This is a genomic window from Maritimibacter alexandrii (genome assembly GCF_005871115.1).
GTDB classification, from domain to species: Bacteria; Pseudomonadota; Alphaproteobacteria; order Rhodobacterales; family Rhodobacteraceae; genus Maritimibacter; species Maritimibacter alkaliphilus.
Window position 1 is genome coordinate 548318 of the sequence record NZ_SWKQ01000013.1, and the last position, 26021, is coordinate 574338.

Sequence of the window (26021 nt, forward strand, 5' to 3'; positions counted from 1 at the left end):
TGAGACGATCGGACTAGGAGGCATTATGCGGCTGTGGAACGTTCTGTTGTCTTGCTGCCTTGTCGTGGCGGCGGGCCTTGGCCTTCTCGTTCTGTCGGGAAGCGCGAAGCGCATCGCCGCGCCACCGCTGGAAGCGCATCTCGTGTTGCAGGAGTTTCCGATCCCCGAGGGCTTCGGGATCGAACCGGCCCGCGTAGCGGGTTACATGGCCGACAAGCTGGTTCGGCGCATGGACGGAGACATCGCCATGCGGATGACGCTCGATCAGGAGTCCATGAAGAAGGTCAAGGAAATCGTCCTGCCGCGCCTGATGAACGTCGTCGTCGTGCAGGAGATGATGCGCGACATCCCCGAGCTGTCCGCGATCCTCGAACTCGGTGCGTTCCGGGGCACTGTGACGGGGCAGGTATCGACGACCGAAGCGGCGCGGGACGTGGCGCTGACAGTGCCCGGTGCCCTTCTGGCCGAGGTCGACGGTGAAAAGGTCGCGATCACGACCACGTCGACCGGACTGACCGCGCTCGTGCTGGGCGACATGGAGCCGGGGCAAGTGCATCAGGTGAAGGTCTGGTTCGGTGAAGCGGGCATGACCAGCGATCTCGAACGCACCATCCGCATCGGGTCGGACGCGAGCACACGTGGTCGGGTGCTTATATGGGGTCGCGACGGTTGGTTCGGCGCCGATGTCGAGGCGCTGCGCTGGTCGCGCTGGCTGATCGGCGCGTTGCTGGGCGGAACCCTTCTGTTCGGGCTCGCCAGTCTGGTCCTCCCGTTGCTCACCGCCCGGCAAGATCGGTCGCGCCGCGGCGGCGTGAACGCGACGGCCCGCTAGGTCATCGCGGTCAAGGCAGCCCGGCTGCGTCGCGGGGGCCTGCCGGCGCTATTGCGGCTTGGCCGGGGTCACGGGTGCGGCCTCGGTGTCGAAGGTCAGCATCGACGGATCGAAGTTCGATATCCGCTCACCCGCCGTCGTGGCACCGCCCGGACGGGTCTCGCTGATCTCGGCCTCGATCTCTTCGGCCAGAGCTTCGGAGGTCGTCTCGGGCAGAACCTCGTTCGCGTCGATCGTGCCCTGCATCTCTTCGCCCTCGGCAATCCGGCCCATGGCTTCGTTCACCTTGGTGACGAGGTCGTCGGAATAGGGAAGCTGGTAGGCGCGCGGCGGGCCGACCGGGAAATTGTCCGAGTCCAGCGCCTGAAGCCAAAGGTAGACGTGACCGTCTTCGCCCTGCAAAGCGTTGGGTTCGATCATCTGCGCCCAGAGCATCCGGAAACTGCCTGGAAGGTTGCCGTCCGAGGGAAGCCCCCGCAATTCACCCACGCCCCAGAAGGTCAGCGGGATCGTCGCCACGGTCGCGACCGTCGCCATGACCTTCAGGACCAGATGGATGTTCGTGAGCAGCACGAGATAGGCGAGCAGCGACACCACCAGCGCGTAGGAGGCGGTCAGGCCCAGAATGACGTAAGTCATGTTCATTGCCCTGTCTCCGAACCGGGGATGAACTGTCCGGTGCCCGCGTCGATCGCCCCCGGCCTGCGCCCGCCCGTCGCGGCGCCGCCCTTGGCGCCCGCACCGCGCGTCAGCTCGACAAGGCTCTTGGGCACGTTGTTCACGTTCACCACTTCTTCGCCCTTCAAGGTAAAGCGCACGGCGGTCTGTTCGTTCCCCGTGCCGGTCAGGTTGAGCGTCTGATAGAAGATGACCTTCACCGTTGGGTTCAGCTTTTCGACCTTCACCGAGACCGGAAGCGGCGCCGTGCCGTTGGCGATGTAGTGGACGATGTTCACGACATATTCGCCATCCTCAAGGCCGCGAAAGCTGATGATCTCCTGATTGAGCGGGTTGGTCACTTCCTTGTCGTTGAACAGCACCACATCCTTGAACATGCCCCGGTCGTCCCGGTCGAGGTGCATGAGCCCCGCCTCGCGCTGGGTGTACCAGACGATATTTCCGGCCGGGTCCATGACATATGTATCCACGTCGTCGGGGTTGTTGTCAGGCCAGGAGACCGTGATGAGCATTTCGGCCTTGGGGTCCACCTTGCCCTCATCCGCCGGCTTGTTGATCATCGCGAAACTGATGAAGAACATGAAGGTGATGGCCTTCAGGGAATTGAAAAGCAGGGCCGAGAAGATCTCGAACTCCGGTTCCTGTTCCTCTTCAAACAGCATCGCCGTTTTCGCGCTCCCTGTGAGCCAGCAATGGCAGGAGTGAGACCTCGGTGAACGAGACGGCGGTCTGGCTGATGTCGGTCACAAGCGCGTCGGCGATATTGTATTCGAGACGCAGAAGGATGCCGCCGATCAACCCCGCGATCGTCGTCAGAAGCGAGACGGCCATACCGGCGATCATCTTCTGAAGCGCGCCGCGCAGCGTATCGACGTCGAAGTTCGACAGGTCGCCCATCGAGTTCAGCATCATCACGAAGCCGACCATCGTGCCCAGCATCCCGAGCTTGTAAAGAAGGTCCGCGCCATAGGTGCCGATCTTGGTGCGGCGTCTGAAGGCCGCGCCAAGGCTCATCATCAACAGGTGTGCGTTCCCCTCGATCTCGCCGGGGTTCTCGCGCGAGCGGATCAGGTCGCGCACGAAACTGTCCACCAGCCCGTTTCCAAGGGGCAGCGAGGGCATCTGGCCCGTGGCATCCAACTGCGCCTTGATGGCAAGGGCCCGTCGGTATTCCCGGCCAAGCTCCACGAGAATCCACAGGCAGTGGAACGTGAAGCCCACATAAAGCACCGCAATCAGCACGGTGATCCGGGATTCGTCGGCGCTGAAAAGGTAGGTCAGAAGCCCGTATTCGTACGAGACCACGGCCCCGAGGGTAATGAGGGCCATCAGCAAGACCCATTTCAAAACGGCGTCAAAGGCCCCGTCGCGGCCCGGCGCAGCAATCACATCGGCGAGTTGTGCCATCTTCCCTCCTACCTCAAACCACCGGGCGTCTCACGGCGGCGAAAGAGCCAAGGCTCTTCGAACTCCACGCCGACCTGCCACAACCCCACGCCCGCGGCGATCGCATCGACCATGTCCACCACATACTCGTCAGATTGTTCTTCGAAGGCGAGCGCAAAGCCCGCCTTCACCATTTCCGCATTCAGGTCGTCGCCGCCGCTGGTGCAGACGCCGAACTGACGCCCCAGACGGTCGGGTTCGCCCCGGTAGGTACAGGAGACTTCGCCGCGTCCGGCCAGAAGTTGCAGATGCCGCTTGGCGGCGTCATGGCAGCCCCAGACCGTGCCGTTGATATAGCATCGCTGCGGTCGTTCGGGTGCGTCGACGCCCCACAGGATCACGCGTTGCTGGCCGAATTTCAGCACGTCCGCGTCGATCACTTCGGGTATGCCGCTGATGCCCGTGTCCGTCGACTGGGCCTGCGCGGGGTGGATCATGGCGGCCCCGGCGACAAGGAAAATAGAAACGGCCAATGCCCGGTATTTGAAAAACCGTGCGGCTTGGCCTGTATCAGAAGGCATGGATATGACCTTTCGAAAACAAGTGAGACCGGGAATGCGCTTCGCCCTCGTGACAATTCTTGCCATCGCCGCCGGCCCGGCCGCCGCAGATCAGGTGGCCGATCTGATTGCCGGAACGATCAAGGAATGTCGCGGATGCGACCTTCGGGAAGCGAATTTCAAGAAAGCCGACCTGACGGGCGTCGATCTGACGGGCGCGGACCTGACCGACGCGACCTTTCACCGGGCGACCCTGCGCGGCGCGATTCTGGAGGATGTCACGGCCGTCGGCACCAATTTCAACGTCGCCGATCTGACGCAGGCGCAATTGGGCGGCGGCGATTTTTCCCGCGCGTTCTTCTATGCCGCGCAACTGTCCGGTGCGGACCTGACCGACGCGAACCTGACCGAGGCGCGGATGCAGACCGCGCGGCTGACCTCCGCGAAGCTGCCGGGTGCGATGCTGGACCGTGCGCTCTTGATGGATGCGGTCGCCAACAATGCCGATTTCAGCGGAACGACGATGAACCGGACCAACCTGAGCGGCGCGCATATGGCCCGTGGCCTGTTCGACGGGGCCACCATCAGCTTTTCCGGCTTCGTAAAGGTCAAGGCGGGGCGCGCCAGCTTTGCCGATGCGACGATCGCGCATACCGACTTCTACGGCGCAGATCTGCGCCGGGCCAGCGTCACCGGCGCCAAATTGACGGGCAACCGCTTTACCACGGCGGCGGCCAGCGGCGTCGATTTCGACCAGGCCACCATGAACGGAAACTTCATGGTGAATGGCCAACAGCAGGACTGAGCTCATCGCGACGCTCCGGGTTCGTACGGAGCCTTGACCTCTTCATACCGGGTCTGGCTTTCGAAATAGCCGGTGTTGACCTCTCGCGTCTCGGGGTTGAGCCCTTCCTGACCCTTCTTGCGTAGCAACGTCGCCTCGAGTTCGACAAGGGTGTCGCCCTCGGGGGATTCGCCCGTACAAAGCTCATGGATGAATTGCTTGCCGACGGGTTGCTCGCCGTCCTTCATGTCGAGATCCCTGCACGTCAGCGACCAGTCGCTGAAACGGGCCTTGAAATTGCGGATCAAGGTGACGGCGTTGCGCCGGTCGTAGTCGCTGACACGGTTGTCCGTGAAGATGCGCCTGCCCTGCACGATGCCCTCGGGATCGACGAGCACCGACACGATCACCGGATGGGCGAAGACCGAGGTGCCGCCGTGGAGAAACTTGAACTCGGAATTCAGCGCCAGAGCGATGTAATCCTGTTCGTCGTCATAGGTGAAACTGACTTCGCGAAGCCCGGACTCTTCGGGATTGCAGTCCATGAAGTCGTCAAACGACTTCAGCGGGCGGCCCGGCGGACCGCCGTTAGTGCCACAGGCGATCTCGGCGACCTGATTGTCCGGTGCCAGTGAAATGGGTTCGCCGAGTTCGACATCCCAGATCGAAAACTCGGGTTCGACCTGAACCTGCGCCATGGACATCTGGGTCGAAAGTCCAAGGCAAAGAAGGGCGGTCAGGGAGGTGCTTTTCATGTCCGCGCTACCTCAGGCTGTTGCAGGCCGCGGCGGCCGGATTCTCGAAAAACGCGGTGCATTCCTCGAACGTCGGCTTGCCCAGCCCGATCACTTCGGATTGCAGGTAGGCCACGACATTTTGGATATCGTCGTCGCCGAACGTCTTGCCCCGCTTGGGTTTGTCGTCCGCGTCGAAGTCGTCGAGCGACATGCCGTAGCAGCCGTCTCCGTCATAGGCCTGTCGGCTGTGGTAGGGCATCGGCGTGCCCGGAAGCCCGCATCGGATGACCTCGGCCAGACCCTCGGCATCGAGGGCGGTTTCGCGAAGGTTGGAGCCGGGCGGTGCGCGAAGGTGAACACCGGACCTGCCGTCCGCCGCCCACCCGTGGCACCTCATGCAATCCCCCACCGAACGGAACACCGTCTTGCCACGTGCCGGATCGCCAACCGGATCCGCGGCCTGCGCCACGGTCGTCACGGGCATGGCCAGCATGAAAGGCAAGAGCATGGCGGCCGCGGCGCGGGTGACGTGCATTTCGGCTCCTGTGAGTTCGGGGAAAGCGTTTAGACGAAAATGCCGGGCAGCCGAAGCTGCCCGGCACGGAGGACCTCAGGATCAGTTGACCGCGAAGACCCAGAGCATGTTGGACTGCTGCATGCTTTCCAGCTCTTCATGCCCGTTGGCGTTGCCGCCCACCGGGCCGCCGAGAATGGCAACATACTGCTTGCCATCGACCGCGTAGGTCATCGGCGGTGCGCGGAACGAGGTGCCGACGTTGACCGACCAGAGCGGCTCCAGCGTCGTCGCATCGTAGGCGCCCATGGTGCCGTCGAGCGAGCCCGAGTAGACCACTTCAGGCGTGACCAGCACACCGCTGTGGTTCGGGTAGGGCATGTTCTGCTTGGCAACCTGCTCGCTGGTCGTCACGTCCATCGCCGTGATCGAACCGGTCTGCTCGCTGCTGCCGGCATAAGTCCCGCCGAGGAAGATGACACCCGGCATGACGTCTTCTGCCGCCATTTCCTGCGTCGCGATCTCCGAGCAGCCTTCCTGACCTGCACCATAAGCGATGCCGGTTTCGGGGTTGTAGGCCGTCGGGTAGTAGTTCACGCCACCGGTGATGTGCGGGCAGTGGTCGATCGGATCGCTGCCACGGCTGATGACGCCGGCGGCATAGGTCTGAAGCGACTTCGAGGGGTCGTACTCAACCGGCATACCGGTCTTGGGATCGATCCCTTCGGTCCAGTTTAGCTCGGTCACATACTGAGCCGACTGAATGTAGGCACCGCTGTTCCGGTCGAGCGTGTAGAAGATGCCGTTCCGGCCGAAGTGCGACAGGACTTTGCGTTCTTCCCCATCGACGGTGACATCCATCAGCAGCTGAATGCCGACTTCGTCATAGTCCATGTAGTCGCCCGGCGTGTACTGGAAGTGCCACTTCAGCTCGCCGGTATCCGCGTCGAGCGCGATGGTCGAGTTGGAGTAGAGGTTGTCGCCCGGACGGAATTCGGGGTCGAACATCGGCACAGGGTTGCCCGTGCCCCAGTAGGTCGTGTTGGTTTCCGGGTCATAGGAACCCGTCACCCAAAGCGCCGCCCCGCCGGTTTTCCAGCAATCGGGGTTTCCGCTTTCCTCGCAGAGCCACGTCTCGGAACCCGGCTGACCTGGCTCCGGCACCGTGAAGAAGCGCCAGACTTCTTCGCCGGTCTCGGCGTCGAGCGCGGCAAGCCAACCACGGGTGGCCCAGTCACCGTAGGACTGACCGACAAGAATCTTGTCGCCCACGGCCAGCGGCGCGCTGGTGAAGCCTTCGCCCGGCTCGGTGGCGGCCTGAACGTCCCATGCGACCTCACCGGTCTCGGTGTTACAGGCCACGACACGGCCATCGTTCAGCGCCGTGATGACGTTGTCGCCGTGCAGCGCGAGGCCGCGGTTGGCGAGAAGCACGCCCGCGGTCGGGTCTTTTTCGATGCCGGTGTCGCAGACCCAGAGAATCTGGCCCTTCGTTCCCGACGTCACGTCGATCTTGTAGGGCGACCCCCACGGATCGGAGACGTACATGAAGCCGTTGTCGACCAGCGGCGTCGCTTCCATGTAGCCCGCGCCGAAGCCCGACGGCTCGAGCCCGCCGATCGGAACGGCGAAAGCCAGACTCAGGTCGGCGGCATTGCTGGCGTTGATCTCGTTCAGCGGGGAAAAGCGGTTGGAATCATAGGTCCGGTGGACCATGAGCCAGTTGGCGGCTTCTTCCTCCGACCCGGCGGCCACCAGCCGTTCCGGCGTCACCTGCGCAAAACCTGCGCCTGCAAGGCTGACAGCGGTGAGCGCCGTCAACGTAGCCAATCTAGATCTCGTTGTCATATTTGTCCTCCCTTACAGGGTTGAATCCCTAGGTATGCCCATGCTGTCACTTTCAGGTGATGAGTTTTTCAATATGGGACATTGCTTTTTGCATAAGCTACTGGCGCAACGGCGCAAACTGACGAGGCAGATGCATAAAAATGCACCACGGGGATTGTCTGGGGCTTCAGGAATTCGGCCATCTGTCCCCGCGAAAACCCGGCCGTCCACAGGTGCATGACGCGCAAAAAAGAAATGCCCGGGCCGGACCCGGGCATTACGCTTTTCTCACATCAACCCGTGCGCCTTGGCCGGCGCGGAGTCGACGAGGTTCAGATGCCTTTCGGCCTTAGGCCTTCGGCTGGCGCACGAACAGGCCGCGGATAAGACCGAGCACGACCAGAACCCCGCCGGCGGCGAGTGCATAGTAGTAGCCGTCCTTCAAGTAGCCGGTCATCTTGACCTTGTTGCCCGTCATGGCGTGGCGGATCGTGGATTCGCCGATGAAGTTGCTGTCAGCCATGCCCGCGCGCCAATCGCCGATCACATAGGCGAGGACGACGGCGACCACGTAGGACAGGCCGACGAGCAGGATCAGAAGCGTCGCGAGCGGGAGCTTGAAGCGGCCCAGCGAAAGGCGGCGCTTGATGAAGAGGCTTGCGGCAAGCGCCAGCAGGCACACCGTGAAGTATGCCCACATGAACGGCACGAAGATGCCCGGCATCGCCCAGAGGTCGGGGTTGGCGTTGGCGCGGACCTGACCGATCACCTCGATGCCCCACGGACGCATCAGCATGTGGTCGTCGCCCGGAAGAACCGCGATGCTGGCGCCCCACCACGGGGTGTACCACGAGTAAACCATGAAAGCGGCCCCTGCGATGAGCAGAACCCGGAATATCCACACTCCAGCGCCCGATTGCGCAGTCCCCTGCATAGTTGTGTCTGCCATTTTTCCTCCCTTGCGGTCGCGCCGTTCCGTCCCGGCCTTCCGTTCCATTTTAGCCAATGATTACAAGCGTTTATACGTCACTGAACATAGTATCAGCGTCATTTTTACCAAGTCAAGACTAGGGCGGCTTGGCGGGGGGCGCCAGTCGGGGCGTGCAGAATCCGATGGCGTGGCTCACGGCTGTCGGTGCGATGCGGCGACCAATTCTTCGCGCTGAAATGGGGATGCGCTGGAAAGAGGGGAAATCTGGTTAACTTGCGGCAAAACCTCAAGTTTTTCTCTGTTCTGACCGCCAGACCGATTAGATTTGGCGCGGGTCCACGTGCCTTGCGCGACCTCGCCGGACGGTGGCGCCGGGGGGATATAGCGTATGCCAATCCAATGAATTGGGTATTGATATGTGCCGTCGTGCGGATGCCGAATACACCGTGGGAGCCGCGAATACACAAGCCTCCCCACCCGTCGGCGGTGTCCCGGTCTGGGCTCGCCCCGGTCAGCGACGGTTATTCGGCAGCGGTTCTGAAATGCGGCAATGTCCGCATTTCCTGTTCCAGAAGCTCGTCGGAATACTCGGTCTTGACCCATTCGCTCAAGCGGCGCTGGAACTCGGCGAAGGGGCGTAGGGTCAGCAGATGCCGTGGCATCACGAGCACCGCGTCGCGGACATGCTCGCCCAGATCGTAGAACTTGATCCGCTGCCGGACCGAAACCGGAAGGTTGGGCAGCAGAGACAGGGGTGCGTGACAGGTGGCGAGGCCCGCCGCCACGATGTCCACCGCGCCCTGATGCGTCGTGCACGAAAAATACGGGACCGCCCTGCGCATACAGGTTCTGTACCAATGCTCGCTTCGGGCTTTCCAAGGCACAGCGGTGCCGACGTCAACGTAGTTGCGAAGCGGACCGAGCTCATCCTCGTTCGACGAATCTCCACTCAGGGTCCGCGCGAGCTCGTCATCATCCACCCCGGCGGGCACGACCAGCACGATCTTGTCGCGAAACAGGTGAACCAGATGCATCGACATCTTGTATTCGCCGACGCTCGCCTCGCTCACGATGGCGCAGTTCAGTTTGTGGGTCGCGATCATCTCGACCAGTTCGGCCGAGCCGAGCGCCCAGACGAAATCCACCCGCGAGAAATCGGTGATTTCCCGCGACAGGGTCGCCGCCTTTTCCATGAACCGCCCTCTGAGCGAAGGCGTTGTTCCGAAACGCAATTCCAGACCGCTTTTCCCCGTGCGCGACTGGTGGTCGACCGTGGCCTGATCCAGCGTTCCCAGGATGCTTTGAGCGACCTTGAACCAGTGTTCGCCCGCCTGGGTAAGCTGGCCGTCGTGCCCGCGCTGGCGATAGATCAACTGCGCGCCAAGAAGCTCCTCGAACTTGGCAAGTTGCTGCGAAATCGTCGGCTGCGACAAACCAAGCGAGCGTTTGGCTTTGCTGATAGAGCCGCTCACCACGATCGCGTGCAGGATTTCAAGTTGGCGCAGGGTGATGTCCACGTCGGTCCTCGTTAGGCAGGAGCAATTCGGCGTATTGATTTTTGCAATAGTTAACAGGGAGTTTGACGCGTCTGAAATGTTTTTTTCGTGATCGGCCACCAGATCGTCGGCCGCTACGTACACGCTACACCCCCATTTCGCATACAAAAGATGAGAAACGGGACCATTGCAATCCCTTGTCGTCCGGCAATTGCGTTAAATCGCCGGGGGGTGTGCTTGCGCGGGCAATGAGCGGTGCGGCGACTCCCCCGCTACGGGGCGCGATTGAAATGAACAACGCCGCTTCCCGTGTGACCGGAAAAGCGGCGTTGCGATACGAAAACCCGAAGCGACGGGCTTTTCGGTCTTAAACGAAAAAGGTCAGCACCGTCGCGCTTTTTGACAGTCTACCAAAGCGTCAGTTGCGAAGGTCCAATCCGAACCCTTCGGCGGCGCCGAGGTTTTCCATCGACTGCTGGGTGAAGCTCAGATCGCTCACATCGGCGAAGTCGATCACCGCGACACCTCCGAAATCCGGCTTGGCGTAGATGAAGTTCAGGGTCTTCTCCAACTCGGCCGGCGCCATGCAGCCGTTGATGCACCAGCGCGACGCGTTCAGTTCGGCGGTTTGTTCAAGGCTCTCGCGGGTCAGGTCCGGGCGCGCTTCGGCGGCGATGTCGATCCAGCGTTCCGGGTCGGCCTGCATGTCGCGCGAAACCTCGATGAGGGCGTCGGTGAACCGCTGGATCGCATCGCGTTTCTCTTCAAGCGTGCTTTCCAGCCCGGCCACGAACTTCGTCAGCGCGGGCGAGCGGCGCGAGAACTCGTCGGGCGGGACGATGATGTGGATGCTGTCGACCTCGCCCACGGACGAGTAGGTTCCGAACGACACCGTCGTCGCATCGACCTTCCCGGCGGCGAGCGCCTGAATCCGCACGTCCGGCGCACCGATCGCGACGTATTCGATGTTGTCGGGCGACACGCCGTATTCCGTCAGAACCGCCTGACCGAGCGCGTGGTCGAGACTGCCGAAATCCGCGATGGCGAAGCTGCGCCCTTCGAGGTCCTCGACCGTTGCCAATTCGGTCAGCCCGGCGATCAGGAAGGACGTGCCGATGGAGCTTGCGACCACGCCGCGCACCTTGACGTCGTTGTCGGCCCTGAGACGTAGGGCCGTTTCCAGCGAAATGTCGGCAAGGTCCACGGACCCGGAATAAAGCGCGGCGGCGGCCTGTGGCGTACCGTCGAGTTTGACATAGGTGACATCCACCCCGTGCCGTTCGAAATAGCCGAGGTCGTCGGCCAGACTGAAGATCGAGGCCGTGGTCGGGTTGAAATTCGCGTCCACGACACCGAGCGCGACACTGAGTTCGAGCATGTCGTCCTGCGCGAGCGCGGGGGTCGAAAGGGCCGCCAGCGCGGCGAGGGAAAGCGCGGGGAGTCTTAGGTCTGCAATACGTGTCATGTTGAAGTCCTCGTGTTGTCGGCCAAGCGGCCGGTCGTTTTTTCGGCCCGGCGGGATCAGGCCGCCGGGCGAAAGATCGGGATCGGGGCGAAGTCGTCGTTCAGGATCGTGGACGCCCCGTCATGGCCCATCCATCCGCTGATGAGCGTGGAGTAGATGCGGCGGAAATCCGTCGTGTATTTCAGGTTCCCGTCGTCGAGGTCGCTCAGGCTCGGCACGCCGCCATAGTGGCCGCCCGCGATGGGATTGCCGATCATGAAGGCCGGGCCTGCGGTGCCGTGATCGGTGCCGAGACTGGTGTTTTCGGGGACGCGCCGCCCGAATTCGCTGAACGCCATCAGCACGATGTCGTCGCCACGGCCCAGCCGCTCCATGTCCTGCATGAAGGCGGCGATGTGATCCGAGGTGTAAGACCACAGCCGCGCGTGCGGGTCTTTCTGGTAGACATGCGTGTCAAAGGCGTTGTTGCGGTAGGGCACGTAATAGACGCGCGTCGGGAAATCGGCGGCGATGAGGGCCGCGACCTTTTCCAGCCCCCAGGGCGCGAGGCCGTAGTCGACGGGGGTGGAATAGGAACTCCACGCATCGCGCACGAGCTGTTCCGAGGTGGAGGCGCTTGCCGCGATCTCCTTGAGGAAATCGAGCGCACCGTTGCCGTTCCCGTTTCCCCTGCGATCCACGGCGGCCATGACGTCGGCCTCGGCCTCGAACATCTGGCGGGTGAACTTGTTCGGGTCGTCGAAAACCAGCGGCACATGGTGTTCCGCGTTCACGGCAAGCGACTGGTGGTCGTCGACATTGATGAGGAAATTCGGGTTGTGGCCCAGCGGGTCGATGGCGTCGGCCATGCGCCCGAGCCAGCCATGCGCCTCGCCGCTGTTCGGGGCGCCGGTCTGCCAATAGGCCATCGAGGAAAAATGCGAGAACGAGGGCTGGTCATAGCCCACGCCATGCACGATCCCCATCTTGCCGTCCTTATAGAGCCTCTCGAACCCGGTCATCGTCTTTTGAAAGCCGAAGTGGTCGTCGATCTCGATCAGGTTCTTCTGACGGATGCCAAGGTTCGGACGCGCGTTGTAATACGCGTCGTCGGCATAGGGGATCACGGTGTTCAGCCCATCGTTCCCGCCGGAGAGTTCGACGATCACGAGGATGCGGTCCGTGCTGTCGGCATCGGCCACCTTTGACCACACGGGCGAGGTCGAGATGCCCCCTGCCCCTTCGAGAACGAGGCTGTCGTAGCCGGACGCCTTCAGCCGGTCCTTGTCGGCGCGGGTCAGTTTCGTCTGTTTCGCCATATAAGCCTCCCTTCGGGTGCGTCAGGCCAGTTGGTATTGCGGGGCGCTCATGATGCCATGAGCGGCAAGTCGCAGCGGGTATTCGAGATAGCTGTCCGCCTCGGCGAGCGTTTCGGTTCCCAGTTCCTCGTTCAGAAGATCGACGATCGCGGCGCGGGCCGGGTCGTCCAGCGGCACGCGCAGGAAACGGTCGGACAACGCATCGACCGCGTCGGACGTGGTCTTGGCGTCGGCGTCGCGCACCATCTCGGACAGGCTGAACTGGGCCGGAGACCGGGGGATCGGCTTGACCCGCCGCATCGCCTGCTGCCAGCCCTGAAGGCTCGCGTAGCGGGTGTTGAACGCTTCCTGAATGCCTTGCGCCATGCTGTCCGAGGCCCCCTCTTCCAGCGTGGCCGCCGTAATCTCCATGCCCGCGTTGATGTTGTTGTTCACCCGCCGCACTTCGCCGCCCGGGTTCAGGTTCGGGTCGACGAAATTTATCATGTCGGGAAACAGCACCGATTGCGCGAAGTTGCCTCGCTCGAACAGAAGCCCTGGCGTGATCCACGCGCGCCCCTCGCCCCAGCCGGCCACGGTCGGCGGATAAAGCAGGATCTGCCCCAGCGTCTTGCCGACCGTGTAGGGGTCGGGCACGCCGGGTAGCCCGTCGAGGCCCAGTTTGCGATAGGTCGAGATGAGCAGCTCGGTGGGCGACTTGATATGGGTCGCGACCGAGGCCGGACTGTAGAAATCCTGCGACAAGAACAGGATGCGCAGGAACGGTTTCAACGCGTAGTCATGCTTGCGCAGAAGCGCGCCAAGGTCCGCCGCCATCGCGGGCGAAAGATCGTCGCGCACGAAGAACCTGTAAATCTTGCTCGCGATGTAAAGCGCGGTCTGGTCCTGATCCAGAATGATCCTGAGAATGTCGTCGCCGTCGAAATTGCCGGTCTGGCCCAGAAACCGCTTTTCCCCGTCGTCGTGCTTGTCCGGGTCGATCACGAACGTCAGGTCGTCGTTGCCCCAGCCGGTGAATGCGCGGGCGGCCTCGCGAATGTCGGCCTCGGTGTAGTTGCCCACACCCATCGTGAAAAGCTCCATCACCTCGCGCCCGAAATTCTCGTTGGGCGCACCTTTCACGTTGTGCGAGGCGTCGAGGAACACGAGCATCGCCGGGTCTTTGGACACGGCGGTAAGCAGGTCGCGGAAATTGCCGAGACTGCCGTCTCGCAGGGTGTCGAGTTGAAGTTGGATCTTGCGGTAATCGCGCAGCTTTTCCTCGCTCGTGGCGAAGTGGCCGTGCCAGAAGAGCGTCATCTTTTCCTGAAGCGGATGCGGGCTGCGCACCATCCTGTCCATCCACCAGAAGCCCAGGCGCCGGGTCTCAAGCACGGTCGCGCGCAGCCAGTAGAAGAACCGGTCGGTCACCGGCTGAAGCGGCCGCGCGCCGGAAGGCTTGACGCGAACCCCCATCGCCTCGCCGGTGCGTTCGGCCAGTTCGGTGGCCGCCGGGCGGCTGGGCGGAAAATCCTTGAGCGTCGCGTCCCAGACCCCGGAGTGCTCGAACGGCGGGAGGGACGAGGTATCGCCGCCCGCGAGCATGAAATCGACAGCATCATCGGGGGTCATGGCCGCCAGATGCGCGATCTCGTCCGGCGTGCCGCCAAACCCGGCACGTTCCAGCAGGTGTCCGGCGAATTCACGGGTCCAGACGTCGCCGTTGATCGGATCGAGCAATCCGGAAGCGAGCGTTGCCATTGTTTTCCTCCCACCGCCAACGGAATCGGCGGTGCTGTCAGCTAAACGCGTCAGGCGCCTTTCAGCACCCTATGGTAACAATTTGGTTTTCCTATATGCCTTTGGTCGTACCCGGATCGAAGGCGTAGGCGAGCTCCTCAAGCTCCGCCCCGTCACGCGACATGGCGTGGATCCGGTTCCAAAGATCGGCCCGAAGCGCCGCGAAACGTGGGTCCGCCCGCGGATCGGTTTCCCAGCGCGGCTCGGGCAAATCGACCGTCAGCGTCGTGTCGATCGCCCCCGGTCGCGGTCTGAGCAGGACGATCCGTTGCGACAGAAAGATCGCCTCGTCGATGTCATGGGTGACAAAGACGATCGCGGTGCCGCGCCGCGCCCAGAGTTTCAAAAGCTCGGCCCGCAGCGTCTCGCGCGTCATGGCATCGAGGGCCGCGAAGGGTTCGTCCATCAAAAGCACGTCCGGCTCGACGGCAAGCGCGCGGGCCAGACCGACCCGTTGCTGCATGCCGCCGGACAGTTCGTGCGGAAAAGCATCGGCGAAGTCACGCAGACCCACGGCACCGAGAAGCCCCAGCGAACGCTCGCGCCGCGCCGTGCGGGACAAGCCCCGCAGGGCCAAAACGAACTCGATATTGCCAAGCACGCTGCGCCACGGCAGCAGGCGCGCGGACTGGAACACCATGGCAAGATCGGAATTCGGCGTCGGCGCCTCCCCCCGCACCAGAACCGTGCCGGTATCGGGTTGGAGCAAGCCGTTCATCAGCCGAAGCAGCGTGGTCTTGCCGCAACCCGAGGGGCCGACGAGGCTTACGAATTCCCCCGGCGCGATGTCGAGGGTTATGTCCTCGAGCGCGACGACCCTGCCGTCCTTGAACCATTTGCCGACATTGCGGAGCGAGATGAGCGGAGCGGTCATGGTCAGCGGTCTTCGGACATCGAAACCCGCCAGCGCCCCAGCCGGCGTTCGGCGTATCGCAGCGACGCGGTGATCGCGGTGCCGAGCGCCATGAGCACGAAGACCACTGCGAAATACTTGTCCATCTGGAACCGGTTCCCGGCGGCCACCAGCAGACCACCCAGACCGGACTGCGCCATGGTCAGTTCGGCGATGACCGTGCCGACGGTCGAGATCGCGGCCCCGATGCGAAGCCCGCTCAGGATCGAAGGCAAGGCATCCGGCACCATCACCTGCCAGAACAGCGACCACCGCCCCGCACCGAAGGATTGCGCCATCTCGGTCAGATCCCGGTTCGCCGACGCGATTCCCGCCGCCGTGTTGATGAGGATCGGGAACAGCGCGGCATTCCAGACGACGACGATCTTGGCCTCGGTATACAGGCCGAACCAGACGATGATGAGCGGGATGAAGGCCGCCCCTGGTGTCGAGTTCATCGCGTTCACGAACGGGTCGAACACGCGCCCTGCGAACGGCAGGCCGCCAAGGAAAACCCCGATCCCGATCCCCGTGACCGCTGCGAGCAAATAGCCGAGCACAAGCACCGTCAGAGATTGCCCGAGCGCGCGCGGGATCGTCCCGTCGAGGGTCATGCCGATGCCTTCGCGCACCACGTCCACAGGGCTTGGCATCACCAGTTTGCCCGCGACCGCGTTCAGCACTTCCATCGACACGAGCAGGAGCAGCGTAATCCCGATCCAGGACGACCACAGAAGAACGCGCTTTCGGGTGCGGGCCTTCGCCGCGCGTGCCGTACTGTCGTGAATGGGACGGGCCGTTTCGGTATTCGAGTCGCTCAAATCGACCATCCTCGCGTGGCACATTTCCCAAGCCGGTTCAGGGTTCTGTTCGGCTTGGCATGTGGGCGGGAATGTTTCGCAATTGCGAGTCAAAGTCCAGTTCGACGCGTTTGGCGGGGCTTCGACCGCGCGTCGGAGGGCTTTGATCGGATGGAGGTTGTGGTTTTCACGGGGGCGACGGCGAGGTAGCTTTGAGACGCCGGTTTGAGCGTTTTTTAGGGCACGTTTGACCAGAACACACGAGAGCGTCGTGCATTGGCACAGAATGGGACGCGCGAGAGGAATACGGTCGGCAATAACCACTTGCACACCCGGCTTGCCTCCCGATCAGTTCACGTACCAAGCCACGCTTCCAGCCGACGTCCACGTTCAAAGCCCCCGCCCCCACGCTCGCCGCTCCCCGGGTGCCCGGCACCAACGCGCCGTTCGCCCAAGGCGGCAAGGTTTTTCCGAGCGCGGACAGAAACGCCTTGTAACCCTTATGATCCCTTGGCTATACGCGTCGGCGGAGACGTGGCCGAGTGGTCGAAGGCGCTCCCCTGCTAAGGGCCTCCCGTCCTCACTTCATCACCTTGAAATTGCTGCGGTTTTCCCCGACCTGCACGTCGGACTGCACGGATTTTGCACACTTTCTGTCACGTGGCGCTTTGGCGCCTTGGCACAGGAAAAATGCAGTCGCATCGAGTTGACTTGCACACCGCTTTCCGGCGTTCATCCTGCATGGCCGATTATGAAGAACCTTATGAATACGTCCTTTTCATTGACGAAGCGGGAGACGACGGACTCAAGCGCGTGAAACCCATCGATGAGAACGGCAGTAGCGAATGGCTCTGCATTGGTGGTGTTCTCGTTCGATCGGGCTTCGAACAAGAGGTGGTTGACTGGGTCAAAGAGATCCGAACCGACATCGATGCGCGCCAGGGACCTGCCCTTCACTACCGCAATCTTTCTCCGACCAAGAGGAAGCGGGCGTGTGAACTTTTGGCCGAGAAACCATGCCGATTGTTTGCTGTGGCGTCGAACAAGAAGAACATGAGAGGTCATCACAACTCCCGAGCTGCGAAACGAGGCGGGAAACAGTGGTACTATAACTACTGCGTGCGGCTTCTGATGGAGCGCGCGACGGATTTCTGTTGGCGCGACAGCTCAAAACGGTTCGGGGCGCCACGCTACGTAAAGGTTATTTTCAGCCTTCGGGGCGGTCACTCATATGGTCAAACTAAGGCCTACTGGGAGATCCTAAAGTCCCAAGCCGCGGCATCATCCACCTTCCTGAACAAGCGAGAAATCCGACACCAGGTCCTCAGGTTCGGTCTCGTAGAGTATCTGCCCCATACCAGCGTGGCCGGTCTCCAACTTGCCGACGTGGTGGCCAGCTCGGTCTTCCAGTCTGCCGATGTTCATGGTGCGAGGTGGGCTGTCGAACCCGCGCTCGCACTTGAGCCAAGAATGGCCCGCGAGGCTGGTGTGATTGCAGACTACGGGTTGACGTTGCAGCCAACGCCGCCGTGGAAGGCGAACTTAACAGAGGACCAAAAGAAGGTCTTCCGACATTACGGCTACAGTTTCTAGGGCGCGTGGGCCCCGGACCCAAGTTGCCTGCGGTCGCATAGGCTGTCATCCATCTGGACAACCGTACCGCAAGCCGACGAAGCCGCTTAGATGCGCTCCGACATGGGTGTCTCCGGCGTATCCCACGCAACGAATCCTCCCATATCTAGCGGTAAGTGTCACCTCCTAAAACCAGATGATCTGTGGGACCTTTACTTCACGACCCTCATGCCCGCAGCCGGAACCTTCGCGTCGGGCCTCTCCTGCCCGACCGGATGCGGCCGGAAATCCCACCCATTCGCGAGCAGCTGTTCCCCCAGATCGGCCGGTGCCAGTTTCGTGTAGGCCATCGCCACGTCTGACTTCTTCCACCCGCCCGAACGCATGAGCTCCAAGAGGTCGCGGTTCTGCGACCAGTGCCATGTCGCCCAAGTGTGGCGCAGAACGTGCGGGGTTACCTCGTCGCCGAGCCCGGCCGCCGCGCGCGCCTGCCCGAACGCCGCTTCGATCTGCCCGCCGCGCCCTTGGCGCACGGCGTAGGGCTTGCCCTTCGGGGTCCGAAACAGCGCGCCGAGCTCGGGCAGGTCGGCCGTGATCAGGGCGCGCCGGGTGCGCGCCGGATAGCGCACCATCCGCGCCTCACCGTTCTTCGCCTGCCCGACCCAAGCTTCGGAGGTGCCGAGGTGCAGATCCTCGGCCGTCATTCGGAACAGTTCGGAGGTCCGGCACCCGGTGCCGAGCAGGGTCATGACCATCGGGCGCAGGCGCTGGTCGCAGACTTCGATCAGACGTTCGGCCTCGGCAGGGGTCAGCCAGCGGGTGCGCGCGGCCGAGGGCTTGCGGCGCCGGAAACGCCGGGGGCTGACCTTCCCCTCATCGGCCGCCAGCTGATAGACAGCCGAGATCGGGGTGATCACCTGCCGGTTCACGGTCGCGGGGGCCGCGTTGGGATAGAGCGCGCGGGCCGCGCGGGCGACCTGGTCGTTGTCGATGTCGGTCAAACGGGTGCGCGGCCCGAAATGCTCGAGCAGCGGGCGCAGGAAGCGCGCCTCGCCGCCGGTTTCGAGATAGGTGAGTGCTGCCTCGGCGAAGGTCAGCGACGCGGACGTGCCAAGGGTGACACGGTCGACGATCTCTTGTTCGCGTCGGGTGCGGACGAGGTCGGCCGCCGCCCGGTCGTCAAGGCCAGTGCTTTCATATACGCGCTGTCCTGCGACGGTGCCGCGCAGGTAGTAGATCTTGCCGCGCCGCTTGAGTGTGAGCCCCATGCTGTCCCTTCCTCGATGAACGCCTCGACCAGATCCTCGGGCCGGTATTGCACCCGGACCCGCCCACGGGTGCGGACCCACCGCAGCCTGCCCTCGCGACGCGCTGTGTCAAGTCCGGTGCGCGAGGTGTGAACCCCGAGCGCGGACAAGTAGGCGAGCGCCTCGTCGGAAGACAGGAGCGGGGTCATCGGGTGCGTCAGGCCGTAATGTGGCGGACCGCGCGCATAACGGCGTCCTCGATGTGGGTGTTGGCGAGCGAGAGGTCACGGGATCCGAAACGATCCCCTTCGACGTCCGTGCCGCCAATCTCGTGAAGCTTCGTGATCAGGGCAGCGCCCATGTCTTTGACCTCCTGCATCTGCGCCTTTTCGGCATCGCTCAGGGTTCGGTATTTATGGCGGACCGCGTTGTTCGCCGTCCGCGCGTCGCTCGTGCTGTCGATGTTCGAGTTCATGATTTTCCTCTGTTTGCTGAGTTGAGGCCTGACGCATCAGGCCGGGCGCCGGGGGGATTTTAGGAGCGCCCGACACCACTCCCTCAGATTTTCAGCGGCCGGTTCGCACGGCCGGCCCGTTCCTCGACACGGGCTGCGGACCCTTGACGTTTACGTGGTCGTCCCCCCGCAGCTGGTCCCTCTCCACCTCTGAGCCGGGTCGCCCGGCAATCTGTTTGCAGCCCGACATCCTCCGCGCCCGTAGGATGCGGCCGAGCTCCACCATCGAGACCTCGACCGCCCCGGCCTCGATCGCGAGCTTGCGCTTCGACAGGGCGATGTCGAAATGCTCGCGATACGTCCCGGCGTTCTGAATCCACTTGCGCTGCACCCCGATCCGGTCTGCCATCGCGATGAGCCCGGCGTTACTGTCCGCGATCATGTGGCACATCGTCATCCGGCCAAACCGTGCGCGCATGGTGTCGACGTAGACGGTCATGTCGGCACCTCGTTCCATTCCCGGCCATCGAGTAGGCGCCCGGCGCGGGCCTTGCCGACGTTGCGCATGACGTGGACGCGCTCACCGTGGAAGCCGTGGCCGCCTTCAAGATTGAGAAACCGAAAGCGGGGGGCGGGTGCGACCTTCGGATAATCATGTCGCCAGTCCGGGTCGTCGCGATCTCGGTCTAGTGTCGCCATCCACGCCCCCCACTGCTTAAAGAAATACGCCACGCCCGCCGCCTGACACTGGTCGCGCAGGGACCGCGCCCAATCCGGGTGCATGGGGCGGGCGTTCGGCCCGCTTTCGCCGCCTACCACGACCCAATCGAGGCGAGACGCACGTTCTCCGAGACGCGGAGACCCTGACGGCGGGATTGCCCGGTAGTGCGGCACACCGTCAGGGTCGTCATGATATTCCAGTCCGCGCAGGGCGTCCGTGAAATGATGTCCATTGCAGAGCGCGGTCAAATCCACCGACCCAAGAAGCGGCTCGGCGCTGATCCAGCGGACGGCAGCGGGGGTGGCGAGCAGGTCGGGGATACGCTCGTCCGCGCGGGTCTGGTCCTCGACCGAGACGCCAAGCCAGACGTTCGGGAGGGGCCAGTTCTGGACGGCTTCATAGGCCCGCGTTGAAGCGGGATCGCCATCAAACCCCCTATCCTCGAACATGTCGAACGCAGCCTCTTCGAGGGGGTTATGCGGCCATCTCGGGTCACCCGACTGGCGGTTCGGAAGGTTCGACACATACTCCTGCATCCGATCCGCGCGCTTCGTGAGCACCTGAAACCGATGATGCGGGGCCAACGCCATGACGGCGAACACCCGGTCGATCCACTCGTCGGGCACCGCAGGGTGAAACAGGTCGCCATGCGCGCAGACGAAGATGTTGCGCGGCCTGCGCCACCGGAGCGGCTGGTCAAGCCATTGCTCGTTGAACCGGACCTCGCCGTTCCAGACCGGCCCGGCGCGGCTCATGTCCGTCAGCCCCACGCGGCTCGTGTGGTGCTTCAGCCGTGTTCCAGCCAGCCCCATCGCATAGCAGTTGGTGCAGCCGGGGGAGACGACCGTGCAGCCCGTGATCGGGTTCCAGGTCGCGTCGGTCCATTCGATCGTCGTTCCGTCGCTCATGATCGCCTCCCGTTCATCCGACGCTCGCGGTCCGCTATCTGATTTTCGAACATCATGATCCGCTCTTCGACGTGCGGCACGGTGCCATCTGGCAAGAGGAAGGGGTCACGCGTCATGCCGCGCCGCCCCACGGCGCCTCGGGCAAGGAGACCAGCCGTTCGCCCAAAGTGAGCGAGCTCGGCCAGACATTCCGCACCTCGACCTGCACCACGCCCTCACGGGGCGGACGCGGCGCGGGCGGGGCGATCTCGGGCGCACCGCCCCGCTTGCGCCAGCAACGGTCGCAGCGGCAGAGCCGGGCGTTGTGCGCGTGTTTCTGGCACAGGCCGGAGCGGTTCTCGGCGCGAAGGCTTCGGTTGCAATCGGGGTGCAAGCAGGTCTGTTTCATCGCCCGCTCCGCTCGATCTCGTCGGCCCGGCGGGACAATGCGTTCGCCAGCACATGCAGATCCTCGGCCGCGAGGTCGTCGCGGATGCGCAGATGCATGCCCACGATGGCCAGTGCCGTCTCTGGGCCGAGGCTGTCCAAAGCGTCGGCGGCCAGCATGGCGCTGGCATGCTCGGCGGCTCGGAGGCGGCGGCGGGCTTTCCCGTCTCGGGGGCCGTGAGTGATGGCGCCCGCCGCCGCCCGGTCGACCCAGCCGAGGGCGCGCCGGATCCGCAAGAAAAGGCCGGGGGTGGAGCGTGGCTCGACACCCCCGGCAGTCAGCCCGGCCGCGCCCTCTCCCAAGGCGCGGGGGGCAGGGAGTTCGTCCGGCTGATAGTCTACCGCCAGCACGAAGGGATTCTGTTGATCTGGATCTGGCGAACGGGTGTCGCGTGTCGTGCGGAAGGTCACGGGCGCACCTCGCCAAGCTGCGTTAGAGCGTGGCGCGCGCGGACGCGAGCCACGCGATCCGTCGTGTTCGCGATCACCATCCGCGCCGCCTTGCGCCGCTCTCGCGGCTTTGAGCGCAGGTCCAACAGAACGGCCCGCGCCCACGCGACGTTCTCGAGCTCGGCCGCCCGGGCGATCCAGAGGTCGTAGAGACGCTCGAGGCCGCCCGTGGTGGCGACGCAGGCACCGTGGAGTTGCACCCCGGCGGCTGCGCTGAACGGTTCGAACCGGCCGCCGGTCTCTTGCGCCTCACCCTGAAACGCATCGAACCACTCGGCGCGCGGAAGGCGGGCCAGTCGGGTCAGGAAATCGGCGCGGCTCATGGCCGAACCTCTACCGGGCGCGCCTGTCCGCCGATGGCCGCGTAATTGATCGGGCTCGGGACCATCCAGCCGAGAAAGAGCACGGCCGTGATTGTCGCGACGACCATCCACGGGGATCGCCACTGCTCGACGATGAAGGCGCAAATGACCGTCAGGACGCAGCCCGCAAGGCCCATCATACAAATCTGGCCCACCAGAAATCCGAAGCTCGCGCCGGTCATGGGCGCACCGCCCGACCCGAGGGTATGGATCGCCACCATTGTTCCGGCCGCAAAAAGTTGACGCAGATCATGTTTCGGCCCGCCCGCCGGGGATAACCGTCAGTTGCGCCTTGACGCCCGGCGCCTTCAGGCAATGCCGGGCCGATTGGATCTGCGGCGCCCCGGCGGCCGTGGCCAGCGTCAGGCGCGCCAGCTGAAGAAGGGTCGGAGTATGGGCGCTCGGGTTCGCAAGGATCCGGATCGCGTCGAAGCGACCCCGGGGCGGTATTTGGGTTTGCGTCTGCATTTTCGGGCCTCCGTTAGGTGGCCCATTAGGGACTGGAAAATTTTTCTAGTGTCAATATGGTGAGTGGAATTATTTTCCAGTATGAAGGTTCGCGCGGCCATGAACAGCCGCCAAGGGGAGAGCGCGAAGCATTATGCAAAAGGATGTATTCGCCCTGCACGACAGGGCGCTGTTTGGTTTTTGTGATCGGTTCGGGGTCTCGATCGACCGAGCTTATTCGGCCTGGCCGTTCAAACTGGCGAGGATCTGTTGCCGGAGGCTGTCGGGCAGGTCGTTCATCCGTCCACGGTAGAGGAAGTCCATAGAGACGCCCCATCGCTCGGAAATGATGAACCCGGCCTCACTGCGCAACGCTTTTTCGCCAGCTGCCGTCTTGGTGTAGCTGGACGCGTCGAGGCCGAAACTCTCAGCAAATTCCTTGCGCGTCAGGCCCAATGCCTCGCGCAGCGCCTCGAGGCGGCGGCCGACTCCGTCGAGGTCGACCCGTGGCAGCGGGGGTGTCGATTTCATGCCGCAAACTAGGCCGATCACCTGCATGCGCTCGATCCAAATTTTTTCGGGGACTTGAAACTGGAATAAATTTCCAGTAGCGGAGAGGGATGCAAACGCCGACCACCCTCCGCGAAGTGATCGATCTCTGGCCCAACCGGCAGGCGTTGGTCGACGATCTCGCGCACCTGGGCCATGCCCGGGTGACCCTCGCGGCCGTCTACAAGTGGCCCGAAAACGGCATTCCGGCACCCTACCACTTCGATGTCCTGCGGGCCGCTGCGGCGCGGGGCTTTGCCCTCACGGCCGAGGACATTGTCCGCCTCCACGCCGCGCCCGGTGCGACGACCGTCGATCTCGGGCCGCAGGAGACCGCCGCATGATCCGGTGCGCGCCAGCCACGATGCTGCCGGGCCTCGGTGGCGACGAGGCCCGGCAGCAGGCGGCTTATGGCGCGTCGAGGCGGTCATGCCCGGATCATGTGTCCGATTCGGCGCACCAGTCTTGCGAAACCGACCACGGAGATTTCACATGACCCGACGCAACCGGCCCGGATCCATCCAGTCGGCCATCTCCGAGGCCTACCGAAGCGTCGGCGGCATAGAGGCCGCCGCCACCGATCTCGGTCTGTCCATCGCGACCCTCTCCTACGCCACGGCGCAGAACGAAGACCGACCCGGCGGCCTCGGCGTCAATCACCTTGACCGCCTCGGGCGCATGGAGCCCGCCGCCGCCGTGCCGCTCGCGGAGCATTTTGCGCGTCTCGCTGGCGGGGTGTTTCGGCCCGTCGATCTCGGCCCGCCGAGCGAGACCGATATCCATGAGATCACCCGCGAGTTTTCGGACGTGATCTCGACGCATGCCCACGTTCATTCCGACCGTTCGGAGGATCCGGCGGGCTACACCGTCGACGAGGCGCTACGGCAACGGCGCGAGCTCGGCGAGCTCGTCGCGGCCGCGTTGCGGATGGACGCGGCGCTCGATGCCATCATCGAGGCCGCCCGGTGACCGCCGCGCTCGCATCCATCCCACCATCGGCCGGGGCGCGCGGCCGGTCGCTGCAGCGCCGGGTCACCCGATCCTCCTCCCTCGGTGCCCGGCGCGGACCAGTTTCCAATCCAGACCGGGTGCGTTGCAGGCCGCGCCCGCAGGCCGGGTTTGTCGTGACCCGAGCGCCCCTCGTGCTCGGCGCGGCACCCGGCCGACCAATCCTCGGAGGTGCGCTATGCCCGATCCTGTCCTGAACGCCAGCTTCGATGACGACGAGGTCGACCGGATCGCCTCGGCCGTCGTTCAGAAAGTCGACCGAACCACGGAGCTCGCCGTCGAGCTCATTATGGCGGCGCGCGAGCAGAACACCGTCGCATTCGACAAGGCAAAGGCCGACCTCGAAGAGGTTCTCGGGCTCGGTGCAGAGGATGCCTAATCTGGTCGCAATATTCCGCGCCGGGTTCGTGCGCCGCTGGCACATGAACCCCGATCTCGCGCACACCTGCGACCGCATCGACGGACATTCGGCTCGCGTCGCGCGGATCCTGATCGCGTTGCATCCGAACCCGTCCTTCGCGCTCATCCGCGAGGCCCTGACCCACGACGACGGCGAGAGTGTCGTCGGCGACATCAAGGCGCCGACAAAGGATGCTGACCCCGCGTTTGCCACGCGACTGGCCGAGATAGAGGCCCGCGCCACGCGCGAGCTTTGGGACGATCTGATCTCACCCGATGACCTGAGCGTGACCGACCGGACTTGGCTCAAGTTCGCGGACCGGCTCGATGCGTATATGTGGGCCGCTCACCATGCGCCGTATGTTCTCTATGGCGATGGCTGGCCCGAGGCGCGGGCGGCTCTTATCCGCTCAACCGCCGAGCTCCTGTCGGACCTGCCTCGGCAGGCCGAGCAGGTCTGCGACGCGATCGAGCGCATGGGGTGGCGCGGATGACTGCCCTGAAGAAGGACGCGATCCTCAAAGCGATCCGGCGCGCGCCGGAGGCTCGAAACGCGGACATCGCACGTGAGCTCGGCATCGAGGCCGCTTATGTCTCGACAGTGCGCCAGCGCCACAAGGCTGTCGTCGCGCGGGCGGTTCGCGCGAGCGCAAAGTCCATGGGGGCAAAACCGCCCACGCCCCGCGCCGTTGCCGGTCCCGATTGCCGCCTATGCAAGGATCGCGGATGGATCATCAACGTCTATCGCGAGCGCGCCCCGCGCCCGGCCTTCTGGTTCAACCGTGGACCTAACGGCGAGCGGCCGAGGATCTGCGATTGCGGGCTCATCGGAGGCGACGCGTGACCCGCGCCCTGGTTCAGGAGTTCGCGGCTCTGCGGCCGGGCGGCGGGTTCGGGCTCATCATGGCCGACCCGCCGTGGCGCTTCGAGAATTTCTCGGCCAAGGGTGAGGGTCGAAATGCGACCGCGCATTACGATTGCACTCCGCTCGACTGGATCAAAGGCCTGCCCGTCTCGGCGCTCGCGGCCGACAATTGCCTTCTGTGGCTCTGGGCCACCAATCCGATGTTGCGTGACGCGTTCGATGTGCTCGACGCTTGGGGTTTCACCTATACGACCGCAGGGTCGTGGAACAAGCGAACGATCCACGGCAAGAGCGCCTTCGGGACCGGCTATGTCCTGCGTTCGTCCAATGAGCCCTTCCTCATCGGCAAGATTGGCAAACCGCGCGCCACCCGGCGGGTGCGCTCGGTCATTCCCACCTATGAGAGGGTCGATCTCTTGGCGGGCGACTGGCCCGCATCCTCGATCACCATCGAGGCTGTGGCGCGCGAGCACTCGCGCAAGCCTGATGAGGCATTCGCGGCCGCCGAGGCGCTCTTGCCCGACGTTCAACGCATTGAGCTCTTTTCGCGGCAGGCCCGGCCGGGCTGGCACGTTTGGGGCAACCAGACCGACAAATTTGCTTCGGCGGGGACCGTCTGATGTCGCCGAGGCCG

33 protein-coding genes are annotated in these 26021 nt (G+C 63.8%); 9 read left to right on the forward strand and 24 right to left on the reverse strand.

The genetic code is table 11. The annotated features are described in order from the left end of the window. Positions 1-25 precede the first annotated feature (25 nt). Complete coding sequence (locus tag FCT00_RS15220; protein WP_138423676.1) at positions 26-832, forward strand: hypothetical protein; 807 nt, start codon at positions 26-28, stop codon at positions 830-832. Positions 833-880: 48 nt separating this feature from the next. Here FCT00_RS15220 and FCT00_RS15225 read toward each other — a convergent pair whose 3' ends face one another. From FCT00_RS15225 to FCT00_RS15240, 4 genes are read right to left on the reverse strand one after another with little or no spacing between them, the layout of a single operon-like run. Next, positions 881-1477 carry a hypothetical protein gene (locus FCT00_RS15225; protein WP_008330792.1) on the reverse strand — a complete coding sequence of 199 codons (597 nt, stop codon included), beginning with the start codon at positions 1475-1477 and terminating at the stop codon, positions 881-883. Beyond that, positions 1474-2172, reverse strand: coding sequence for a hypothetical protein (locus FCT00_RS15230; protein WP_008330793.1), 699 nt, complete (start codon positions 2170-2172; stop codon positions 1474-1476). Before FCT00_RS15230 ends, FCT00_RS15225 begins: the two co-directional genes overlap by 4 nt. Then, positions 2162-2917: a MotA/TolQ/ExbB proton channel family protein gene (locus FCT00_RS15235; protein WP_008330794.1), complete on the reverse strand. Its 756-nt coding sequence runs from the start codon at positions 2915-2917 to the stop codon at positions 2162-2164. The genes FCT00_RS15230 and FCT00_RS15235 overlap by 11 nt, the downstream gene beginning before the upstream one ends. A gap of 8 nt (positions 2918-2925) precedes the next feature. After that, positions 2926-3477, reverse strand: a complete 552-nt coding sequence (locus FCT00_RS15240) for a thermonuclease family protein (protein ID WP_171043008.1) — start codon at positions 3475-3477, stop codon at positions 2926-2928. 34 nt (positions 3478-3511) lie between these two features. On the opposite strand from FCT00_RS15240, the gene FCT00_RS15245 reads away from it, so the two are divergent. Then, entirely contained in the window at positions 3512-4261 is a 750-nt protein-coding gene (locus FCT00_RS15245) for a pentapeptide repeat-containing protein (RefSeq protein WP_171043009.1), read from the forward strand. Between the two features lie 2 nt (positions 4262-4263). Here the strand turns inward: FCT00_RS15245 and FCT00_RS15250 are convergent, their stop codons facing one another. The 10 genes from FCT00_RS15250 to FCT00_RS15295 form a co-directional block, all read right to left on the reverse strand. Beyond that, the gene (locus tag FCT00_RS15250; RefSeq protein WP_138423679.1) at positions 4264-4995 is read right to left on the reverse strand and encodes a hypothetical protein; all 732 of its coding nucleotides are present in this window, start codon (positions 4993-4995) and stop codon (positions 4264-4266) included. 7 nt (positions 4996-5002) lie between these two features. Then, complete coding sequence (locus FCT00_RS15255; RefSeq protein ID WP_008330798.1) at positions 5003-5512, reverse strand: c-type cytochrome; 510 nt, start codon at positions 5510-5512, stop codon at positions 5003-5005. An 81-nt stretch (positions 5513-5593) separates the two neighbouring features. Beyond that, entirely contained in the window at positions 5594-7321 is a 1728-nt protein-coding gene (locus FCT00_RS15260; RefSeq protein ID WP_171043010.1) for a pyrroloquinoline quinone-dependent dehydrogenase, read from the reverse strand. Between the two features lie 346 nt (positions 7322-7667). Next, entirely contained in the window at positions 7668-8267 is a 600-nt protein-coding gene (locus tag FCT00_RS15265; RefSeq protein ID WP_138423681.1) for a hypothetical protein, read from the reverse strand. A gap of 503 nt (positions 8268-8770) precedes the next feature. Then, positions 8771-9766 (reverse strand): LysR family transcriptional regulator, encoded by a 996-nt coding sequence (locus FCT00_RS15270; RefSeq protein ID WP_008330801.1) that lies wholly within the window; start codon positions 9764-9766, stop codon positions 8771-8773. 397 nt (positions 9767-10163) lie between these two features. Continuing rightward, positions 10164-11210: an ABC transporter substrate-binding protein gene (locus FCT00_RS15275; RefSeq protein ID WP_138423683.1), complete on the reverse strand. Its 1047-nt coding sequence runs from the start codon at positions 11208-11210 to the stop codon at positions 10164-10166. Between the two features lie 56 nt (positions 11211-11266). After that, a complete protein-coding gene (locus FCT00_RS15280; protein ID WP_138423684.1) occupies positions 11267-12508 on the reverse strand; it encodes a DUF1501 domain-containing protein in 1242 nt (413 codons plus the stop codon). Positions 12509-12529: 21 nt separating this feature from the next. Next, positions 12530-14248, reverse strand: coding sequence for a DUF1800 domain-containing protein (locus tag FCT00_RS15285; RefSeq protein ID WP_138423685.1), 1719 nt, complete (start codon positions 14246-14248; stop codon positions 12530-12532). 91 nt (positions 14249-14339) lie between these two features. Next, on the reverse strand, positions 14340-15161 hold the full coding sequence (locus FCT00_RS15290; RefSeq protein ID WP_138423686.1) for an ABC transporter ATP-binding protein: 822 nt from the start codon (positions 15159-15161) through the stop codon (positions 14340-14342). A gap of 2 nt (positions 15162-15163) precedes the next feature. Beyond that, positions 15164-16009: an ABC transporter permease gene (locus FCT00_RS15295; protein ID WP_138423687.1), complete on the reverse strand. Its 846-nt coding sequence runs from the start codon at positions 16007-16009 to the stop codon at positions 15164-15166. 711 nt (positions 16010-16720) lie between these two features. On the opposite strand from FCT00_RS15295, the gene FCT00_RS15300 reads away from it, so the two are divergent. Next, the gene (locus FCT00_RS15300; protein WP_171043011.1) at positions 16721-17572 is read left to right on the forward strand and encodes a DUF3800 domain-containing protein; all 852 of its coding nucleotides are present in this window, start codon (positions 16721-16723) and stop codon (positions 17570-17572) included. A 191-nt stretch (positions 17573-17763) separates the two neighbouring features. On the opposite strand, the gene FCT00_RS15305 is transcribed toward FCT00_RS15300, so the two are convergent. From FCT00_RS15305 to FCT00_RS15350, 10 genes are all read right to left on the reverse strand, one after another. Beyond that, on the reverse strand, positions 17764-18819 hold the full coding sequence (locus FCT00_RS15305; protein WP_138423689.1) for a tyrosine-type recombinase/integrase: 1056 nt from the start codon (positions 18817-18819) through the stop codon (positions 17764-17766). A gap of 196 nt (positions 18820-19015) precedes the next feature. Continuing rightward, the gene (locus FCT00_RS15310; RefSeq protein WP_138423690.1) at positions 19016-19273 is read right to left on the reverse strand and encodes an Acb2/Tad1 domain-containing protein; all 258 of its coding nucleotides are present in this window, start codon (positions 19271-19273) and stop codon (positions 19016-19018) included. 91 nt (positions 19274-19364) lie between these two features. Next, positions 19365-19751 (reverse strand): DUF4031 domain-containing protein, encoded by a 387-nt coding sequence (locus FCT00_RS15315; RefSeq protein ID WP_138423691.1) that lies wholly within the window; start codon positions 19749-19751, stop codon positions 19365-19367. Next, the gene (locus tag FCT00_RS15320; protein ID WP_138423692.1) at positions 19748-20881 is read right to left on the reverse strand and encodes a DUF5131 family protein; all 1134 of its coding nucleotides are present in this window, start codon (positions 20879-20881) and stop codon (positions 19748-19750) included. The genes FCT00_RS15315 and FCT00_RS15320 overlap by 4 nt, the downstream gene beginning before the upstream one ends. Positions 20882-20993: 112 nt before the next feature. Continuing rightward, the gene (locus FCT00_RS15325) at positions 20994-21269 is read right to left on the reverse strand and encodes a hypothetical protein (RefSeq protein WP_138423693.1); all 276 of its coding nucleotides are present in this window, start codon (positions 21267-21269) and stop codon (positions 20994-20996) included. Further along, a complete protein-coding gene (locus FCT00_RS15330) occupies positions 21266-21718 on the reverse strand; it encodes a hypothetical protein (RefSeq protein WP_138423694.1) in 453 nt (150 codons plus the stop codon). The genes FCT00_RS15325 and FCT00_RS15330 overlap by 4 nt, the downstream gene beginning before the upstream one ends. Beyond that, positions 21715-22080 carry a hypothetical protein gene (locus FCT00_RS15335; RefSeq protein WP_138423695.1) on the reverse strand — a complete coding sequence of 122 codons (366 nt, stop codon included), beginning with the start codon at positions 22078-22080 and terminating at the stop codon, positions 21715-21717. Before FCT00_RS15335 ends, FCT00_RS15330 begins: the two co-directional genes overlap by 4 nt. Beyond that, complete coding sequence (locus FCT00_RS15340; protein WP_138423696.1) at positions 22077-22337, reverse strand: hypothetical protein; 261 nt, start codon at positions 22335-22337, stop codon at positions 22077-22079. The genes FCT00_RS15335 and FCT00_RS15340 overlap by 4 nt, the downstream gene beginning before the upstream one ends. A 31-nt stretch (positions 22338-22368) precedes the next feature. Beyond that, the gene (locus FCT00_RS15345) at positions 22369-22587 is read right to left on the reverse strand and encodes a hypothetical protein (RefSeq protein WP_138423697.1); all 219 of its coding nucleotides are present in this window, start codon (positions 22585-22587) and stop codon (positions 22369-22371) included. 213 nt (positions 22588-22800) lie between these two features. After that, positions 22801-23097 carry a helix-turn-helix domain-containing protein gene (locus FCT00_RS15350; protein WP_171043012.1) on the reverse strand — a complete coding sequence of 99 codons (297 nt, stop codon included), beginning with the start codon at positions 23095-23097 and terminating at the stop codon, positions 22801-22803. A gap of 89 nt (positions 23098-23186) precedes the next feature. Between FCT00_RS15350 and FCT00_RS15355 the strand changes: the two genes are divergently transcribed. From FCT00_RS15355 to FCT00_RS15380, 6 genes are all read left to right on the forward strand, one after another. Then, complete coding sequence (locus FCT00_RS15355) at positions 23187-23459, forward strand: hypothetical protein (RefSeq protein ID WP_138423699.1); 273 nt, start codon at positions 23187-23189, stop codon at positions 23457-23459. Positions 23460-23607: 148 nt separating this feature from the next. Beyond that, entirely contained in the window at positions 23608-24084 is a 477-nt protein-coding gene (locus tag FCT00_RS15360; protein ID WP_138423700.1) for a hypothetical protein, read from the forward strand. A 217-nt stretch (positions 24085-24301) separates the two neighbouring features. Next, a complete protein-coding gene (locus FCT00_RS15365) occupies positions 24302-24502 on the forward strand; it encodes a hypothetical protein (RefSeq protein ID WP_138423701.1) in 201 nt (66 codons plus the stop codon). Further along, on the forward strand, positions 24495-25016 hold the full coding sequence (locus tag FCT00_RS15370; protein ID WP_138423702.1) for a YfbR-like 5'-deoxynucleotidase: 522 nt from the start codon (positions 24495-24497) through the stop codon (positions 25014-25016). The genes FCT00_RS15365 and FCT00_RS15370 overlap by 8 nt, the downstream gene beginning before the upstream one ends. Continuing rightward, complete coding sequence (locus FCT00_RS21685; protein WP_235889104.1) at positions 25013-25366, forward strand: hypothetical protein; 354 nt, start codon at positions 25013-25015, stop codon at positions 25364-25366. Before FCT00_RS15370 ends, FCT00_RS21685 begins: the two co-directional genes overlap by 4 nt. Then, on the forward strand, positions 25363-26007 hold the full coding sequence (locus tag FCT00_RS15380) for an MT-A70 family methyltransferase (RefSeq protein ID WP_235889106.1): 645 nt from the start codon (positions 25363-25365) through the stop codon (positions 26005-26007). The genes FCT00_RS21685 and FCT00_RS15380 overlap by 4 nt, the downstream gene beginning before the upstream one ends. The last annotated feature ends 14 nt before the right edge of the window (positions 26008-26021 follow it).